The organism is Aeromonas sp. 601027, from assembly GCF_049174455.1.
Classification (GTDB): domain Bacteria; phylum Pseudomonadota; class Gammaproteobacteria; order Enterobacterales; family Aeromonadaceae; genus Aeromonas; species Aeromonas veronii_A.
In genome coordinates, this window is the sequence record NZ_JAAKTN010000012.1 from 78,393 (window position 1) to 94,037 (window position 15,645).

The 15,645-nt window shown below is 54.5% G+C and carries 17 protein-coding genes; 13 read left to right on the plus strand and 4 right to left on the minus strand.

The genetic code is table 11. The annotated features are described in order from the left end of the window. Nucleotides 1–15: 15 nt before the first annotated feature. The 6 genes from G5193_RS15545 to G5193_RS15570 all read left to right on the plus strand — a co-directional run bounded on the left by G5193_RS15545 (nt 16) and on the right by G5193_RS15570 (nt 4,049). Entirely contained in the window at nt 16–573 is a 558-nt protein-coding gene (locus G5193_RS15545; RefSeq protein ID WP_042054851.1) for a type I DNA topoisomerase, read from the plus strand. Between the two features lie 74 nt (nt 574–647). Further along, nucleotides 648–1,151: a 5-(carboxyamino)imidazole ribonucleotide mutase gene (gene purE, locus G5193_RS15550; RefSeq protein ID WP_005339704.1), complete on the plus strand. Its 504-nt coding sequence runs from the start codon at nt 648–650 to the stop codon at nt 1,149–1,151. 134 nt (nt 1,152–1,285) lie between these two features. Continuing rightward, nucleotides 1,286–1,846: a Sua5/YciO/YrdC/YwlC family protein gene (locus tag G5193_RS15555; RefSeq protein WP_421206323.1), complete on the plus strand. Its 561-nt coding sequence runs from the start codon at nt 1,286–1,288 to the stop codon at nt 1,844–1,846. A 112-nt stretch (nt 1,847–1,958) separates the two neighbouring features. Beyond that, nucleotides 1,959–2,867, plus strand: coding sequence for an oxygen-dependent coproporphyrinogen oxidase (gene hemF, locus G5193_RS15560; protein ID WP_005357520.1), 909 nt, complete (start codon nt 1,959–1,961; stop codon nt 2,865–2,867). Between the two features lie 103 nt (nt 2,868–2,970). Continuing rightward, a complete protein-coding gene (aroE, locus tag G5193_RS15565; protein WP_421206325.1) occupies nt 2,971–3,792 on the plus strand; it encodes a shikimate dehydrogenase in 822 nt (273 codons plus the stop codon). Continuing rightward, complete coding sequence (locus G5193_RS15570) at nt 3,789–4,049, plus strand: DUF1488 domain-containing protein (RefSeq protein ID WP_019445781.1); 261 nt, start codon at nt 3,789–3,791, stop codon at nt 4,047–4,049. Before aroE ends, G5193_RS15570 begins: the two co-directional genes overlap by 4 nt. A gap of 775 nt (nt 4,050–4,824) precedes the next feature. Here G5193_RS15570 and yihA read toward each other — a convergent pair. Beyond that, on the minus strand, nt 4,825–5,481 hold the full coding sequence (gene yihA / locus G5193_RS15575) for a ribosome biogenesis GTP-binding protein YihA/YsxC (RefSeq protein WP_026034975.1): 657 nt from the start codon (nt 5,479–5,481) through the stop codon (nt 4,825–4,827). 142 nt (nt 5,482–5,623) lie between these two features. Between yihA and G5193_RS15580 the strand changes: the two genes are divergently transcribed. The 4 genes from G5193_RS15580 to hemN all read left to right on the plus strand — a co-directional run bounded on the left by G5193_RS15580 (nt 5,624) and on the right by hemN (nt 9,522). After that, complete coding sequence (locus tag G5193_RS15580) at nt 5,624–6,241, plus strand: c-type cytochrome (RefSeq protein ID WP_005339710.1); 618 nt, start codon at nt 5,624–5,626, stop codon at nt 6,239–6,241. An 836-nt stretch (nt 6,242–7,077) separates the two neighbouring features. After that, nucleotides 7,078–7,665, plus strand: a complete 588-nt coding sequence (gene yihI / locus G5193_RS15585) for a Der GTPase-activating protein YihI (protein WP_421206328.1) — start codon at nt 7,078–7,080, stop codon at nt 7,663–7,665. 11 nt (nt 7,666–7,676) lie between these two features. Next, a complete protein-coding gene (locus G5193_RS15590) occupies nt 7,677–8,117 on the plus strand; it encodes a DUF2489 domain-containing protein (protein WP_216954465.1) in 441 nt (146 codons plus the stop codon). Between the two features lie 31 nt (nt 8,118–8,148). Further along, complete coding sequence (gene hemN, locus G5193_RS15595; protein WP_204384669.1) at nt 8,149–9,522, plus strand: oxygen-independent coproporphyrinogen III oxidase; 1,374 nt, start codon at nt 8,149–8,151, stop codon at nt 9,520–9,522. A gap of 734 nt (nt 9,523–10,256) precedes the next feature. Here hemN and G5193_RS15600 read toward each other — a convergent pair. The 3 genes from G5193_RS15600 to G5193_RS15610 form a co-directional block, all read right to left on the minus strand. Next, nucleotides 10,257–10,625: a CopG family transcriptional regulator gene (locus G5193_RS15600; RefSeq protein ID WP_421206330.1), complete on the minus strand. Its 369-nt coding sequence runs from the start codon at nt 10,623–10,625 to the stop codon at nt 10,257–10,259. 1 nt (nt 10,626) lies between these two features. Next, nucleotides 10,627–11,274, minus strand: coding sequence for an AAA family ATPase (locus G5193_RS15605; protein WP_216952274.1), 648 nt, complete (start codon nt 11,272–11,274; stop codon nt 10,627–10,629). Nucleotides 11,275–11,371: 97 nt separating this feature from the next. Then, on the minus strand, nt 11,372–11,548 hold the full coding sequence (locus G5193_RS15610) for a hypothetical protein (RefSeq protein WP_216952272.1): 177 nt from the start codon (nt 11,546–11,548) through the stop codon (nt 11,372–11,374). Nucleotides 11,549–12,295: 747 nt separating this feature from the next. On the opposite strand from G5193_RS15610, the gene arcA reads away from it, so the two are divergent. The 3 genes from arcA to argF all read left to right on the plus strand — a co-directional run bounded on the left by arcA (nt 12,296) and on the right by argF (nt 15,589). After that, nucleotides 12,296–13,516, plus strand: a complete 1,221-nt coding sequence (gene arcA, locus G5193_RS15615) for an arginine deiminase (RefSeq protein WP_043850716.1) — start codon at nt 12,296–12,298, stop codon at nt 13,514–13,516. Between the two features lie 62 nt (nt 13,517–13,578). Continuing rightward, nucleotides 13,579–14,505 carry a carbamate kinase gene (gene arcC, locus G5193_RS15620; RefSeq protein WP_005339719.1) on the plus strand — a complete coding sequence of 309 codons (927 nt, stop codon included), beginning with the start codon at nt 13,579–13,581 and terminating at the stop codon, nt 14,503–14,505. A gap of 79 nt (nt 14,506–14,584) precedes the next feature. Beyond that, nucleotides 14,585–15,589, plus strand: coding sequence for an ornithine carbamoyltransferase (argF, locus tag G5193_RS15625; RefSeq protein ID WP_040095168.1), 1,005 nt, complete (start codon nt 14,585–14,587; stop codon nt 15,587–15,589). The last annotated feature ends 56 nt before the right edge of the window (nt 15,590–15,645 follow it).

Sequence of the window (15,645 nt, forward strand, 5' to 3'; positions counted from 1 at the left end):
TTCAAGGCGCGGCCCATGTCAAAAATCGATCATCACCTCTTTTCAGCCCACGAACATGCCTTCGAGCGCGAGCCGTGCCCGCAGTGCGGGGCCGAGCTGGTGATCCGCCAGGGCAAACATGGCCCCTTTCTCGGCTGTTCTGCCTATCCTGCCTGTGATTACATTCGCTCCCTGACGCCATCCGGCCGCGACATCGAAAAGGTGCTCGAAGGCTCTGCCTGTCCCGATTGCGGACAGCCGCTGGCGATCAAGAAGGGGCGTTACGGTCTGTTTGTCGGCTGCACTCAGTATCCGGCCTGTCAGCACATCGAATCCCTGCAGGAGAGCGATGATACCCAGATCCTCTGCCCCGAGTGCGGCAAGGGTCATCTGGTGAGCCGCACCTCCCGCTACGGCAAGCAGTTTTACTCCTGTGATGGCTATCCCCATTGCAAATATGTGGTGAACGACAAGCCGATCCCCATGCCTTGTCCCGCGTGTGGTTGGGGCATCATGGTAGAGAAAAAAGTGAGGGGAACTCTGCGTTGGGTCTGTCCGCAAAAGAAATGCGGCCACCAAAGTGAGCAGGTATAATCCCGCCGCCGCAACCGGATTGAAACGTTTTCGGTGAACTTCACCCCCCCACTTGGAGTAAGGAAATTCCCACCATGAATAAACCCTTTGTTGCCGTATTGATGGGCTCTGATTCTGATTTCCCCGTGATGCAGACCACCCTCGAGGTGCTCAAGTCATTTGATATCGCAGTGGAAGTCAAAGTCACCTCCGCGCACCGCACGCCGGCTGCGACCCATCAGTATGTGACCGATGCCGAGGCCCGTGGCTGCAAGGTCTTTATCTGTGCTGCCGGTCTGGCGGCGCATCTGGCGGGTGCCGTAGCCGGCATCACGACTCGTCCTGTGATCGGGGTGCCCATCGATGGTGGCCCGCTCAAGGGGCTGGATGCGTTGCTCTCCACCGTGCAGATGCCGGGTGGTGTACCGGTGGCGACCGTGGCGATCGGCAAAGCCGGTGCCAAGAACGCAGGTTATCTGGCAGCCCAGATGCTGGCAGTAGCCGATGATGAACTGGCGGCCAAGGTTCGGGCCGAACGCCAGAAGAATGCCGAAGAGGTGATGGCCAAGGATGCCGCCCTGCAGGCTCAACTCAAGTAAGTGAACGGGTGGCGATCCGGATGTGTCGTATTTTCCTGTGCAACAGCAAAACGTCACTTTGCCATGGTCGCCGCCGTATGGATTCAACTTGCTACTAAGTGACGAGACGGCAGCCTGGCTGCCGCATTTTTCCTATGCCAAATGAATTTGAACAGGCGGTTGCCGCCCTCCAACAGGAAGAGGTGATTGCTTATGCGACCGAGGCCGTGTTTGGTCTGGGTTGTGATCCCGACTCCGAAGTAGCGGTTCAGCGACTGCTGGCCATCAAACAGCGTCCGGTTGAGAAGGGGTTGATCCTGATTGCTGCCGACGTGGCGCAATTGCAGGATTACATCGATCTAAGCCAGCTTAGCGGTGAACAACTGGCTCGGGTTGAAGCCAGCTGGCCCGGCCCTTTTACCTGGATCATGCCTGCCCGTGCGACGACGCCAGCCTGGCTGACCGGGCAGTTCGAGACCCTGGCGGTGCGCGTGACGGCCCATCCTCAGGTACAGGCGTTGTGCCGTGCCTTTGGCAAGCCGCTGGTCTCTACCAGCGCCAACCTGACCGGTGAGGAGCCTGCCCGTCGGGTGGCCGATATCGGTGAGCGGCTGGCAAGCAAGTTAGCCTATATCCTGCCCGGTGAAGTGGGTGGTCAAGCCAATCCATCAGAGATCAAGGACGCCCGAACTGGCGCCATTATTCGCCCCTCCTGAGCTGGCGGATACGTCATGATTTGCTATCAATCCGCTGAGCGGTGAGCTCACCGGATTGATTCAACTATAAAAATGGACAGGACGTTCACGATCCTGCCTGACTGGAGACAAGATGAGCAAACCGGATGTGGCCCAGGTCAAGGCCTTCCTGTTGCAGTTGCAGGACGAGATCTGCCGTGGTCTGGAGCAGGCCGACGGCAGTGGACACTTTGTGGAAGATGCTTGGAGCCGTGAAGGCGGTGGTGGCGGACGCACCCGCGTGCTGCGCCACGGCGCGGTGATCGAGCAGGGGGGCGTCAACTTCTCCCATGTCTATGGCGATGCCATGCCTGCCTCTGCTACGGCCCATCGGCCAGAGTTGGCCGGTCGCAAGTTCGAGGCGATGGGCGTGTCGCTGGTGATCCATCCGCACAACCCCTATGTGCCGACCAGCCACGCCAACGTCCGTTTCTTCATCGCCGAGAAGGAAGGCGAAGAGCCCATTTGGTGGTTTGGCGGTGGCTTCGATTTGACGCCCTTCTATCCGTTTGCCGAGGATGTCCAGCACTGGCATCAGGTCTCCCGTGATCTCTGCCAGCCGTTCGGTGATGAGATCTACCCCGAGTTCAAATCCTGGTGCGATCGCTACTTCTTCCTCAAGCACCGCAACGAGACGCGAGGGGTGGGCGGCCTCTTCTTCGACGATCTGAATCGCTGGCCTTTTGCCGACTGCTTTGCCTTTATGCAGGCGGTAGGTCGGGGATATCTTGATGCTTACCTGCCGATCATCGAACGACGCAAGGCGCTGCCCTATGGCGAGCGGGAGCGGGAGTTCCAGCTCTATCGTCGCGGCCGTTATGTGGAGTTCAATCTGGTGTATGACCGTGGCACCCTGTTCGGGCTGCAGACCGGCGGACGTACCGAGTCGATCCTGATGTCGATGCCACCGCTGGCACGTTGGGAGTATGACTGGCAGCCGGAGGCGGGCACTCCTGAAGCCTTGCTCTACACCGATTACCTCACGCCGCGAGAGTGGCTGTGACCAGAGGGACCATGATGGTCCCTTTTTACTGGCCGTTATTCGGCTTGTTCCCGAGAGTGAAAACCCGTTAAATCGGAATATTGCCCTCTGATGGAACTCTTTGATGGATCGTTATCTGGTTTTTGGCCACCCTGTGCGCCACAGCAAGTCCCCCTTCATTCACACCCTGTTTGCCAGACAAACCCAGCAAGAGCTGGAGTATGGGCTGGCTGAACCTGCCGTCGACGAGTTTGCCCAAGCCCTGCGCACCTTCTTTGACCAAGGGGGCAAGGGATGCAATGTCACCGTTCCCTTCAAGGAGCAGGCATTCACTCTGGTCGATCGCTTGAGCCCGAGGGCCAAGCGGGCTCAAGCGGTCAATACCATCAAGCTGACCGATGATGGCGTGTTGCTGGGGGATAATACCGATGGCGCCGGTCTGGTCGCCGATCTCAAGTCCCATGGTGTGACGCTGGCTGATAGCCGGATCCTGCTGCTGGGTGCCGGTGGCGCGGCTCGTGGTGCATTGGCGCCGCTGCTGGCTGAGTTGCCGAGCGAGCTGGTGATCGCCAACCGCACCCACACAAAAGCGCAACAGTTGGCTGCCGAATTCTGCGATCTGGGGCCTGTGACTGCCCAGACCTATGAGCAGTTGGCAGGGCCATTCGATCTCGTCATCAATTCGACTTCTGCCAGCCTGCAAGGAGAGCTGCCGCCGTTGGCCCCCACCCTGATCCACACGGATATTGCTATCTACGACATGATGTATGGCGCCTCGGATACGGCGTTTATCAGTTGGGCCAAACAGCATGGGGCCCGTCAAACCATGGATGGACTCGGCATGCTGGTGGAACAGGCCGCCGAAGCGTTTACCGTGTGGCGCGGAATTCGTCCCGGGACTAAACAGGTATTGAGAGAGTTGAAGCGTAACTTGGGGGTGATATGAACCAGGGTATTCTGTTTCCTGACCTGATGGAGTGGCAGGCTGACGAACAGCGGGTGCGTTTTCCTGCCCAGCAGATGGGGGCGTTGATAGATTGTTACATCAGCCAGCGGCGACTGGAGAGAATGACAGGTCTGGCGCTGACGAGGGAGGATGACATCGTCAGAGCCTTCGAAAGTGTGCGTTTTGATATTGAAGATATGGCTGAAAAACTCATTGAAGAACAAGAGTTTGCTGAAGATGGCGCTATCTATCTCTGATTTTTCAAAGTTTTTTTGTTTTGTAGCGGAACTACTTTGAAATGGCGCTGACTAACTAGATAGTTGAGGAAGTGCTAGCTAGTCACCTTTATAACTCCCCGGTATTCGTACTGGGGATTTTTTTATCTACATGAAAATAAAAGATTTTTTCTTAATCTGTAAGTTGTGAAACTAAATTACATAAATTACTTTCACTTTCTGCTGCTTTGCTGTACAGTTGTCTGCGTAGGGTACAGAGGTAAGATGTTCTATCTTTCAGACCTTTTATTTCACGTAATTGAATGTGGCTGAATAGCTGCCCCGATGAGGTTCTCGTCGGGGTGTTTTTTTATGCGCATCATTTAGAGTAAATGCTTTAAATTGACGATGCATTTGATAGAATGAGGCTGCTTCTTGAGGAATACCTGTCGTCTGGTACTCAAGATTCAGCTTCTTCCCAATTTTTGAACTTATTATTTCAGGCTGGATGGCATCACTGTCGTCCGGCCTCATTTTTATCCCTTTTGGTTAGAGCTTGTAATTAAATTTCATTTTTGTCTCTTTTTGTAATTCTGGTTCGTTTTGAAAGAACGAATTTGAAAACGCTATCAACGCCTACTTAAGTTAATTCTTTGTGTGAATTAACTGCCTATCTATATGAACTGTAAGCGGTAATAGATATAGCAAGGGAGCCGAATGCGGGGTGTTCGTCGTGAGGCAGGTGAAAGCGGCAATCTGAAACCCTTTCAATCAGCGGAGGAGTGCTCCGCCAATTGCAAGGAGAGCGAGGAGTAGATTACTCCTCGGCAGGTTGCTGTTCGTCAGCGTCCAGCAGGTCGGTATCGTCACCACTGACGTACCATTCGGTCAGGGTTTGCGCCAGCTTCTCCACACCGATATTGGTGAGGGAGGAGAACGCTTCGACCTGGATCTGGGAACCGAGGTTGGCAACGGCCTGGCGCACCTTGATCACCTGGTTGTTGCGCGGGCCGGGGCTCAGTTTGTCAGCCTTGGTCAGCAGCAGCATGACGGGCAGCTGACGGTGTGAGCTCCATTCCAGCATGTTCATGTCGGTATCTTTGAGCGGGTGGCGGATGTCCATCAGGATCACTAGACCTTTCAATGACTCACGGCGCTGCAGATACTCTGCCAGTGACTTTTGCCACTTGAGCTTCATTTCCAGCGGAACTTGCGCATAACCATAACCCGGCAAGTCGACCAGACGCTTGCCCGGTTCCAGCTCAAACAGGTTGATCAGCTGGGTACGTCCGGGTGTCTTACTGGTGCGCGCCAGGTTCTTGTGTTTGGTTAAGGTGTTCAATGCAGATGACTTACCAGCGTTGGAACGGCCGGCAAACGCGATCTCGACACCCCCATCATTTGGCAGGTGACGGATGTCGGGTGCGCTGGTCACAAAATGCACCTTATTGAAATTCAGAGTTTGTGTATCCAACGTAAATTCCCCATGGAGATAGAGGGTTATAGAGTTACTTTTTTGTAAAATGGTGTAAAATAGCGTCGCTTAAACGCGTTTATTTTAACATGCCTTCAGCGGCATGGGATCTGGAAGCCTAATAACGAAAAGTTGGAACGCCATGAAGAACCTAGTCATTACTCTTGCTCTGATGGTTGGCGTAACGGGGATGGCACAAGCCAAGGGCGATGCCGCTGCGGGACAGACCAAGGCTGCCGTTTGTGCGGCTTGTCATGGACCGGACGGAAACAGCCTGGTTGATATGTACCCCAAAATTGCTGGTCAGCACGCATCATATATCAAAAAGCAGTTAGTTGAACTGAAGGCTGCCGCTTCTGGTCAAATTGGCCGGGTTGCGCCAGTGATGGGGCCGATGGCGTTACCTTTGTCGGAACAGGACATGGATGACCTGGCGGCTTATTTCTCCAGCCTGAAGGTTACCCCTATCGCTGTCCCTGACGACGTGGTCGAAGCGGGCAAGGCTCTCTATATGGGTGGTGACATGAGTCGCGGTCTGGCAGCTTGTACGGCTTGCCATGGTCCTCGTGGCTCGGGTGTCGAACAGGCGAAGTATCCCAACCTGTCCGGCCAGCATCCTGCCTATATCAAGGCTCAGCTCACCGCATTCCGTGCCGGGACGCGTGACAACGATCCGAATGGCATGATGCGGGATGTTGCCAAGAAACTGACTGATCAGGATATCGAAGCCCTCTCCAAATATGTGGCGGGTCTGCACTGATATAGTCGATACGGTCGATTTGAGTTGAAACGGGGAGCCTGGGCTCCCTGTTGTTTTTATGGCTTTCAGATAATTCTCGGTTTAATCCCCCCGTTCTGTAAGAGATCTCCCATTCTCAAGGCAGGCCAAGGCTCATAAAATTGCATAAAATATTAAATAATCATTATTTATCAGTGAATTATATAAATATTGATATTTTTCGACATGTTGAGAATGTTTTGAGTGGATTGAGCCGCTTTATAGAGTTGGTACAGTAGGCTTAATGGATTCACCCACGGATTGGGTGACGGTTTCACGACAGGGTGTTGTGAGCAGAGGATGGCTGGCGTGGCGGGATGCCATGGGCTCGGATGAGCTGGCAAAGGATTGAAGGATCAGGATGGTGACCATCTCCGGAGCGGGATGGGGTTGCGGGATGCAGACTCCCCGGCACGATGGCAGGATGCGGTCGAGACGGGTCAAACAGGCACACGCACATTCAGGAACGACCAATATAAGGTCAGGATGACCACACAACGATATGATGCGGCGACAAGTTGTCATGGAGAGGACGAAACAGACTGTTTTGCCATTCAGGATGGCGCACGCATGAACATATCAAGGCAGCTTCGGCTGCCTTTTTTCTTTTGGGTCATTAACCCGATTAGCCATTCTGTGTCAAAATACCAGCAACATGCCCAGAGGATACCGATCCTGCGGTGTTCAGTGGCCTGATTGGGCCTGATTGGTGCGGGATCCTGCTCTTGTTCCAGCCTTACTGTTCCTCGCATCGTATCCCACCGGGTGAAATCATCCCGGGTACGGGTCAAACCAGTTATTTTCGGAGTTAGCCATTCATGTCTGCCAAACAACCCACTCGCAAGCCTACTGGCAAGCGCAAAGAATCTGATGTCAGTGCTCAAGAAGGCCGTGAGCGTAAACGGGCTGCCAAGCGCAAAGGCCTGAAGGCTGGTTCTCGTCAGCAAGTTGAACAGCCGAAGAGCAAGTCTGGCAACAGCCAGTCCAAAGATCCGCGTATCGGTTCCCGCAAGCCGGTGGTACTGGTGGTGGATGACAAACAGAAGAAGCCGACAGCCCCCAAGGCGGTGAAAGAGAAGAAGCTGGTGATGACGCCCGAGCAGGAACTGGCTTCTATCGAAAACGATGACCGCTTGAATGATCTGCTGGATCGTCTGGATGCCGGTGAAACCCTGGAAGCGGCCGAGCAGGCCTGGGTTGATCAGCGCGTCGACCGTTATCAGGAGCTGATGGATGAGCTGGGCATCATCGACAACGACGATGATGAAGATGATGATCTGCCGTTTGATGATGGCGATGACGCCGAGTTCGACGAGCAGAAACCAGCCTCCGAAGAGGAGTTGTGGGACCGTTTCAACCAGGTCGATTTCAAGCCGGAACCCAAGCCTGAGCCGAAGAAAAAGTGATGAGTGGATGGATGCTGGCCGCCCTGTTGGGCGGCCTGATTTTGTCAGGGTTGGCCATCTATGCAGGCATGCTGCTGGCCAGGCTGAGACGACAGCAAGCGATGCAGTGGCAGGCGATTACCGCTCGCAATGAACGAATTCTGGAGAGCGTGCGGGTCATTGCCCATGCGGTGCGGGAGGGGCAGTGCGATTACTCCGAAGGCGCCATTCGGCTGACCAATCTGCTGGATGCGTTGCAGATCAAGGGGGGGCGAGCGTTCGTTGCCGAGTTCCCGGGTCTGTACGGGCTGTATGAGAAGGTGAAAGATATGCCGACTCATGAAGCCAGACGTGCCCTCAAGCGCAATGAAGTGATGAAGATGGATCTCGAACGAAGCGGCTACGAGGCCGAGCTGGAGGCTCAGATCCTCAAGGATGTGGCCCAGCTGAAGGATTTTCAGTTAGGTCGGTGAGCCAACAATAACAACAAGAGAGGAAGCGAGCGTGCAAGCAGAACAGATTGTGTGGGATCAGGCCCTGATCGAAAAATATAACTACAGTGGCCCGCGATACACCTCTTATCCCACTGCGCTGGAGTTCAACGAGAGCTTCGGCTATCCGGATTTTGTCCGCGCAGCCGGCCAGTATCCCGAGCGCAATCTGTCGCTCTACGTGCATATCCCTTTCTGTCACAAGCTCTGCTACTACTGCGGCTGCAACAAGGTCATTACCCGTCATCAGCACAAGGCTGACGAGTATCTCGACTACCTGGAGCAGGAGATCAAGGCGCAAGCCCCGCTCTTCAAGCATCGTCTGGTTACCCAGCTGCACTGGGGGGGCGGTACACCCACCTATCTGGATGAAGCGCAAACGCGCCGTCTGATGGCCATGCTGCGTGAGCACTTCCATTTCGCCGAAGAGGGGGAGTTCAGCATCGAGGTCGATCCGCGTGAGATTGCCATTACCATGCTGGATGTGCTGCGAGACGTCGGCTTCAACCGCATCAGCCTTGGGGTGCAGGACTTCAACAAGGATGTGCAGGTTGCGGTCAACCGCGAGCAGGACAACGACTTTATTAAAGCCATGTTGGAACGGGCCAGAGAACTGGGTTTCCGCTCGACCAACCTCGACCTTATCTATGGCCTGCCGCATCAGGATCGTGCCAGCTTCCACCATACGTTGGAAGAGGTGCTCAAGACGGATCCGGCGCGCCTTTCCATCTTCAACTATGCCCACTTGCCGAGCCGCTTTGCCGCCCAGCGCAAGCTGAAAGAAGACGACATGCCTGCTCCGCAGGAGAAGCTGGCCATGCTGCAGGACACCATCGCCTTCCTCACTGGTCAGGGTTACCAGTTCATCGGCATGGACCATTTTGCCAAACCCGATGACGAGCTGGCGGTGGCGCAGCGCGAGGGCAAGCTGCACCGCAATTTCCAGGGCTATACCACTCAAGGTGATTGCGATCTGCTGGGGCTGGGGGTCTCCTCCATCAGCATGATCGGTGATGCCTACTCCCAGAACCAGAAAGAGCTCAAGACCTATTACGCACAGGTTGCAGAGCTGGGTCATGCCCAGTGGAAAGGCTGCTCGCTCAATCAGGATGACCTGATCCGCCGTGAGGTGATCAAGCGGCTTATCTGTGATTTCCGTCTGAACTTTGCGTCTGTCGAGCAGGCGCACGGTCTCAATTTCAGAGAGTATTTTGCCGACGATCTCAAGCTGCTGCAGACCTTCATCAACGATGGATTGGTGCGTATGACGGAGGATGGTCTGGAGGTATCCTCCACGGGGCAGCTGCTGATCCGCAATATCTGCATGTGTTTCGACGTGTACTTGCGCAACAAGGCGCGCCAGCAACAGTTCTCTCGCGTGATATAAGCTTGTTTGCCGATTAGAGAACAGAGAAGGGCGCTATCGTGGCGCCCCTTTCATATGTATTTTTGCTTAGGCTGCGGGTCGCGAAGGTTCTGGTAAGAAGTCTCTGCGCTGAGGCAAGCAATTGGGAATCAAGCAATGGTCGGTGAAACGCAGCTAAAAAGATGGGGGCGACTTGCGTCGCCCCCGGTAGTCGTATCGCTCAGATCCTTGAACGAAGTTGCTCCCTGCAATCCCTGACTGTTTACCTCTTCCTTTAGGTTTCCCCTTCCCAATCCTTTGGGGTGTCCTTTAGCCATCTTGGCCTGACGAGTCATCCTGTCCCGTCGCACTTTCTCCGTCCCGGGAGGTGTCCTTTACCACATCCTGTGGTGAGTCCATTTGCCCAACCCTGGCAGCCAGTCTTCCTGACCGACTTCATTGCGTCCGTGCATGAGTAACTATAAGGATTTTCTAACCAGCTACAACGCCAGATTGGAAAACGTTTTTGTTATTAACGCTTTCGAAAACGGTGTGTTTCTATTTATTCATTTATAAACATGGAGTTAAGTTAGTCGCCTTCATGTTTTAAGATCCTATCTTCCGATTATCTCGAGGATCTTTTCGGCTTTTGGCTTACATGTGGAATGGCGGATCTCTTACACGGAATTTTGGTTACTTTGGAAACAGATTCTGTGCTCTGATGGTGATCACCCAATGTGGGTGTGATGGCAGGAAAAGAGCAGTTAATGGGGTATTTATAGGTGCTGGTTAAGGCGCTCATAGATGGTCTGGCGCTCTTCAGGGGTGAGCGAAGAGAAGTAGTGGGTAAAGAGACGCAGTAGCAGGGACTTGTTCATGCCGTCTTGTTGGGTCAGATTACCCAGCTCATCGATGGCCACTGTACTCATGGAGAAGGTGGCTTTTTTGTAGCTGGGCTTCAGATGCTCACCACTCTCGATAAAGGCCAGTGCCGACAAGGCTTCATCCCTATGCAGAGTCAACTCAAGGCTGACCACCTTGGGTTTACCCTTGGCGTAGAACTCAGCATCTTCGATAAATTCATCGACAGTGAACTTCTTCTGGTGATGCAGCTGATGCTTTTTCTTCAGGTCCGCCAAGCCCATCTCATACCCCCACTTTCAGGAACTCTTTGGCGATGGCCCGGATCTCTTCGGCAGATTTGCCATCCGGTTCTATCTCCATCACCGATAATCCCTTTTCCTCACTATCGTCGTAGACGTTGCGGCCATAGGTGATGGAATTCAGTACGTCGACTCCGAACGAGGCACATACCTCTTTGGCCTCGAGAATCCGCTTTACCTGATTGGGCAAAGATGGACATTGGGTCAATACAACGGCTGCATTGAGGGTCGGATTGACCATCTTGCAGGTGGTGATCAGATCTTCCATGTGGGGTAGGGTCTTGAGGTCGCGGCGTTTCGGGCGCAAGGGGATCAGGGCGTGGGTGGCGACAGCCATGGTGGAGCGCAGTGCCCGGTTGTCTTGCCCGCCGCAATCGACGATGACGTAGTCATAGCGATTTTTCAGGCTAAGCAGATCGTTGCGAATATTGCCATAGAGCTGAACGCAGTTGATTTGTGGCAGATCCGGGTTGTCATTGCGTTCCTGAATCCAGTCCGAGGTAGTGCGTTGCGGGTCGCAGTCGACCAGTAACACCTCTCCCTGAAATTGGGATCTGAGGTAGACCGCCAGATTTTGCGCCAGGCAGCTCTTGCCACTGCCACCCTTCTCCCCACCGACCAACAAGATCATGACGTTCCCCTATCCATGAGAAAACCGTTGATTTCAGTATAGGAGGGGGTTGGCTCATCACAAGGCGAGAGGAGTGATGCTCCTCTCGTTCTGCAGGTTAATAGTGAACACTGCCGCCATGCCAGCGGCAGACATAGTCGGGCACCAGCATCTGGGGGGTCTTGTCGACATGGCATACCACCATGGGTATGGCAGGGGCTCCTTCAGCCTGACTGAGGGTGGGGAGCGCAGAGAGCAGCAAAGTCGCGAGCAACAGCATGGGTTTCATCTTCATAACAACTCCTTGGTAGTGCCATTCCTGTGTGATCCGGATCACTTTCTGAGTTAAGTCGAGGTTGGCGCCAGCGCAAGGTGAGGTGAATAAATTCAATTAATGAAAAAAGTATCAAAAGGCGTTGTGGTGACCGACGAGGATGGCTGCCCACCTTGATGCGGACTTTGTGCATATTAAGTTGAACCGCAAAAAGAGGTGGTGACTTATGAGGCTGGGCCTGATGGGGTTGGCATCAATGCCATGATCTGGAACAAGAAAAGATTTATGCAGTGAATGTGGTCGATGTGAGTATTTATTTCTCCCGCGTTCCTCTCGTTACGGCGATGTATTCAATACACAGGTAGTAATATTCAGATATTATTTTAGTTGTCGCCCATTTCATTGTTTTTTAATGTTTTTTTGTTTTTTCTTTTAATCTTTCCAGTGAGTTGGCATGAATAAAAGTTGAATCAACCTGAAATATATCGGGGTGGTTTTGCATGAAGATTCAGGGTTTGCTGGGAGGAAAATGCGTAAATTGCTACTGGAGTCATAGATTGAAAGGTGAATATATTCAGTTCAAAGCGAATGTGATCAATGTCTAAGTTTGTCGTGATTCGCAGGGCTAACCTCGGTCTCGAAAGGCAAGGGCAGGATAGAACATAAGCCGATTACCCTACATAAAGAATATCCCGCCTTAGCCACGAGCATGAATAGAAGGAATCTATTCAATCACTCGCAGGGACCACTGCTAGACGGAATATAATCATGAGCAAATTTTATGTAGGTTCTGAAGTTGGCCAATTGCGCCGTGTCATGTTGCACCGCCCCAACCTCAGTCTGAAGCGTCTGACTCCTTCCAACTGCCAGGATCTGCTGTTCGATGACGTCCTGTCTGTTGAACGTGCCGGTCAGGAGCACGACAAATTCGCTCAGGTACTGCGCGATCAGAATGTCGAAGTTTTCCTGCTGACCAATCTGCTGGCGGAAACCCTGGATGTGCCGGAAGCCAAAACCTGGCTGCTGCAACATCAGGTCTCCGACTATCGCCTCGGCTCTTCTTTTGCCAACGACGTGCGCTGCTTCCTGGCTGACATGCCGCATCGCGAATTGGCCCGCATTCTCTCCGGCGGCCTGACTTACTCCGAGATGCCCTACAGCGGTGTCAACATGGTAGTGGGCATGCACGCTCCGACCGATTTCATCATCGAGCCGCTGCCCAACCACCTCTTTACCCGTGACACCTCCTGCTGGGTTTATGGCGGCGTCTCCATCAACCCGATGGCCAAGCCGGCTCGTCGCCGCGAAACCAACCATGTGAAGGCCATCTACCGCTGGCACCCGATGTTTGCCGGTCAGGACTTCATCAAGTACTTCGGTGACGAGGAGCGTGACTACGACAACTCCACTATCGAGGGTGGCGACGTACTGGTGATCGGCCGCGGTGCCGTGCTGATCGGTATGTCCGAGCGCACCACCCCGCAAGGTGTCGAGCATCTGGCTCGCAGCCTGTTCAAACACGGTCAGGCTAAACAGGTCATCGCCATGGAGCTGCCGAAGCACCGCAGTTGCATGCATCTCGATACCGTCATGACCCATATGGATGTCGATACTTTCTCCGTCTATCCGGAAGTCATCCGCAAGGACGTGCAGTGCTGGAGCCTGACTCCGGGCGGCGCCACCGGCATGAACATCAAGGAAGAGGGTTACTTCGTCACCGCTATCGAGAAAGCACTGGGCGTGGATCAGCTGAAGATCATCACCACTGGCGGTGACAGCTTCGAAGCAGAACGCGAGCAGTGGAACGACGCCAACAACGTGCTAACCGTACGTCCCGGCGTGGTGGTGGGTTACGAGCGCAATACCTACACCAACGAGAAATATGACAAAGCCGGTATCACAGTTCTCTCCATCCCGGGTGATGAACTGGGCCGTGGCCGCGGCGGCGCCCGCTGCATGAGCTGCCCGATGGAACGCGACAGCATCTGATGAGACGGCGTGGCGCCGGCAGAAGCTGGCGCCACACAGAACCAAACTCGAGATTAACCACTATGAAAAAACCAACTGTCGTCGTCGCTCTGGGTGGCAATGCACTGCTCCGTCGTGGTGAGCCACTGGAAGCGGATATCCAGCGCAAGAACATCGCAACTGCCGCCAAGACCATCGCCCTGATCGCTCAGGAGTACAACGTGGTGCTGGTGCATGGCAACGGCCCGCAAGTCGGCCTGCTGGCTCTGCAAAACAGCGCCTACACCAAGGTATCCCCTTATCCGCTGGATGTGCTGGGTGCCGAGTCCCAGGGCATGATCGGCTACATGCTGATCCAGGAGCTGAAAAACCTGATGCCGAGCCGCAATGTCACCGCGCTGCTGACTCAGGTGCAGGTTGATCCCAAGGATCCGGCGTTTGCCAATCCGACCAAATTTATCGGCCCCGTCTACGAAGAGGCTGAAGCCCGCACCCTGGCAGAAGAGAAGCACTGGGTGGTCAAGGCTGACGGCAAGTTCTTCCGCCGCGTAGTGCCCTCCCCGCTGCCCCAGCGCATCGTTGAAGGCGACGCCATCGAAACTCTGATTGCCCAGGGCCACCTCATCATCTGTACCGGTGGTGGTGGCATCCCTGTGACCTGGGATGGCCAGAGCCTGACCGGTATCGAAGCCGTCATCGACAAGGACATGTCTGCCGCCTACCTGGCCAAGCAGATCAAGGCCGACGCCCTGCTGATCCTGACTGATGCCGATGCCGTCTATCTGGATTGGGGTAAACCGACCCAGCGTCCGCTGCGAGTCACCAGCCCGGACGAGCTGGCCGGAGTCAAGTTCGACGCAGGTTCCATGGGACCGAAAGTCGAAGCCTCTTGTGAATTTGTCAAAGCGACCGGCGGCATGGTCGGCATCGGCTCTCTGGAAGATGGCCTCGCCATCCTCAAGGGGGAAGCCGGCACCAATATCGTCGCCACCCGCACCGTACATGCGTAATTACCGATATCTGTACTGAGAATGCGTAGTCAACACTACTGCCCGAACTGGTCTGAAACATATATAGAGAGAACTCATCATGGCTTTTAATCTGCGTAACCGTAACTTCCTGAAACTGCTGGACTTCACCCCGCGCGAAATCCAATACATGATCGACCTGGCCATCGACCTGAAGAAAGCCAAATACGGTGGCTACGAGCGCAAACACCTGACCGGCAAAAACATTGCCCTGATTTTCGAGAAGACCTCCACCCGTACCCGCTGTGCGTTTGAAGTAGCGGCCTTCGACCAGGGCGCGCAAGTCTCCTACCTTGGCCCAAGCGGTTCCCAAATCGGTCACAAGGAGTCCATGAAGGACACCGCCCGTGTACTGGGCCGCATGTATGACGGTATCGAATACCGCGGCTACGGTCAGGAGATCGTGGAAGAGCTGGGCGCCTACGCCGGTGTTCCGGTCTGGAACGGCCTGACCAACGAATTCCACCCGACCCAGATCCTGGCCGATTTCATGACCATGCTGGAGCACGGCAAGGGCAAGCGTCTGGATCAAATCAAGTTCGCCTACTTGGGTGATGCCCGCAACAACATGGGTAACTCCCTGATGGTCGGCGCCGCCAAAATGGGCATGGACATCCGTCTGGTCGCGCCGAAAGCCTTCTGGCCGGAAGAGGAGTTGGTTGCCAAGTGCCGCCTGATCGCCGAAGAGACCGGCGCACGCATCACCCTGACCGAAGATGTGAAAGAGGGTGTGCTGGGTGCGGACTTCCTCTACACCGACGTCTGGGTATCCATGGGTGAAGCGAAAGAAGCCTGGGATCAGCGCGTCAAACTGATGACCCCGTATCAGGTCAACATGGATGTCATCAACGCCACCAAGAATCCTGATGTGAAGTTCATGCACTGCCTGCCGGCGTTCCACAACGACGAGACCACCATGGGCAAGGAAGTAGCTGACAAATATGGCATGAAAGGCCTGGAAGTGACCGAGGACGTGTTCGAATCCGAGCACAGCATCGTGTTCGACGAGGCCGAAAACCGGATGCACACCATCAAGGCAGTGATGGTTGCTACGCTGGGCGACTAAGGTCGCAGTAGTGGTGCCGGGGGGCGACCCCCGGCTTTTCGACCATGTGACAGCGG

What these genes read in the sequence shown, in the direction of transcription:
- G5193_RS15545 (WP_042054851.1), top strand. Translation starts at nt 16, where the DNA reads ATGTCAAAAATCGATCATCACCTCTTTTCAGCCCACGAACATGCCTTC.
- purE (WP_005339704.1), top strand. Translation starts at nt 648, where the DNA reads ATGAATAAACCCTTTGTTGCCGTATTGATGGGCTCTGATTCTGATTTC.
- G5193_RS15555 (WP_421206323.1), top strand. Translation starts at nt 1,286, where the DNA reads ATGCCAAATGAATTTGAACAGGCGGTTGCCGCCCTCCAACAGGAAGAG.
- hemF (WP_005357520.1), top strand. Translation starts at nt 1,959, where the DNA reads ATGAGCAAACCGGATGTGGCCCAGGTCAAGGCCTTCCTGTTGCAGTTG.
- aroE (WP_421206325.1), top strand. Translation starts at nt 2,971, where the DNA reads ATGGATCGTTATCTGGTTTTTGGCCACCCTGTGCGCCACAGCAAGTCC.
- G5193_RS15570 (WP_019445781.1), top strand. Translation starts at nt 3,789, where the DNA reads ATGAACCAGGGTATTCTGTTTCCTGACCTGATGGAGTGGCAGGCTGAC.
- G5193_RS15580 (WP_005339710.1), top strand. Translation starts at nt 5,624, where the DNA reads ATGAAGAACCTAGTCATTACTCTTGCTCTGATGGTTGGCGTAACGGGG.
- yihI (WP_421206328.1), top strand. Translation starts at nt 7,078, where the DNA reads ATGTCTGCCAAACAACCCACTCGCAAGCCTACTGGCAAGCGCAAAGAA.
- G5193_RS15590 (WP_216954465.1), top strand. Translation starts at nt 7,677, where the DNA reads ATGCTGGCCGCCCTGTTGGGCGGCCTGATTTTGTCAGGGTTGGCCATC.
- G5193_RS15600 (WP_421206330.1), bottom strand. Translation starts at nt 10,625, where the DNA reads ATGGGCTTGGCGGACCTGAAGAAAAAGCATCAGCTGCATCACCAGAAG.
- G5193_RS15605 (WP_216952274.1), bottom strand. Translation starts at nt 11,274, where the DNA reads ATGATCTTGTTGGTCGGTGGGGAGAAGGGTGGCAGTGGCAAGAGCTGC.
- G5193_RS15610 (WP_216952272.1), bottom strand. Translation starts at nt 11,548, where the DNA reads ATGAAGATGAAACCCATGCTGTTGCTCGCGACTTTGCTGCTCTCTGCG.
- arcA (WP_043850716.1), top strand. Translation starts at nt 12,296, where the DNA reads ATGAGCAAATTTTATGTAGGTTCTGAAGTTGGCCAATTGCGCCGTGTC.
- arcC (WP_005339719.1), top strand. Translation starts at nt 13,579, where the DNA reads ATGAAAAAACCAACTGTCGTCGTCGCTCTGGGTGGCAATGCACTGCTC.
- argF (WP_040095168.1), top strand. Translation starts at nt 14,585, where the DNA reads ATGGCTTTTAATCTGCGTAACCGTAACTTCCTGAAACTGCTGGACTTC.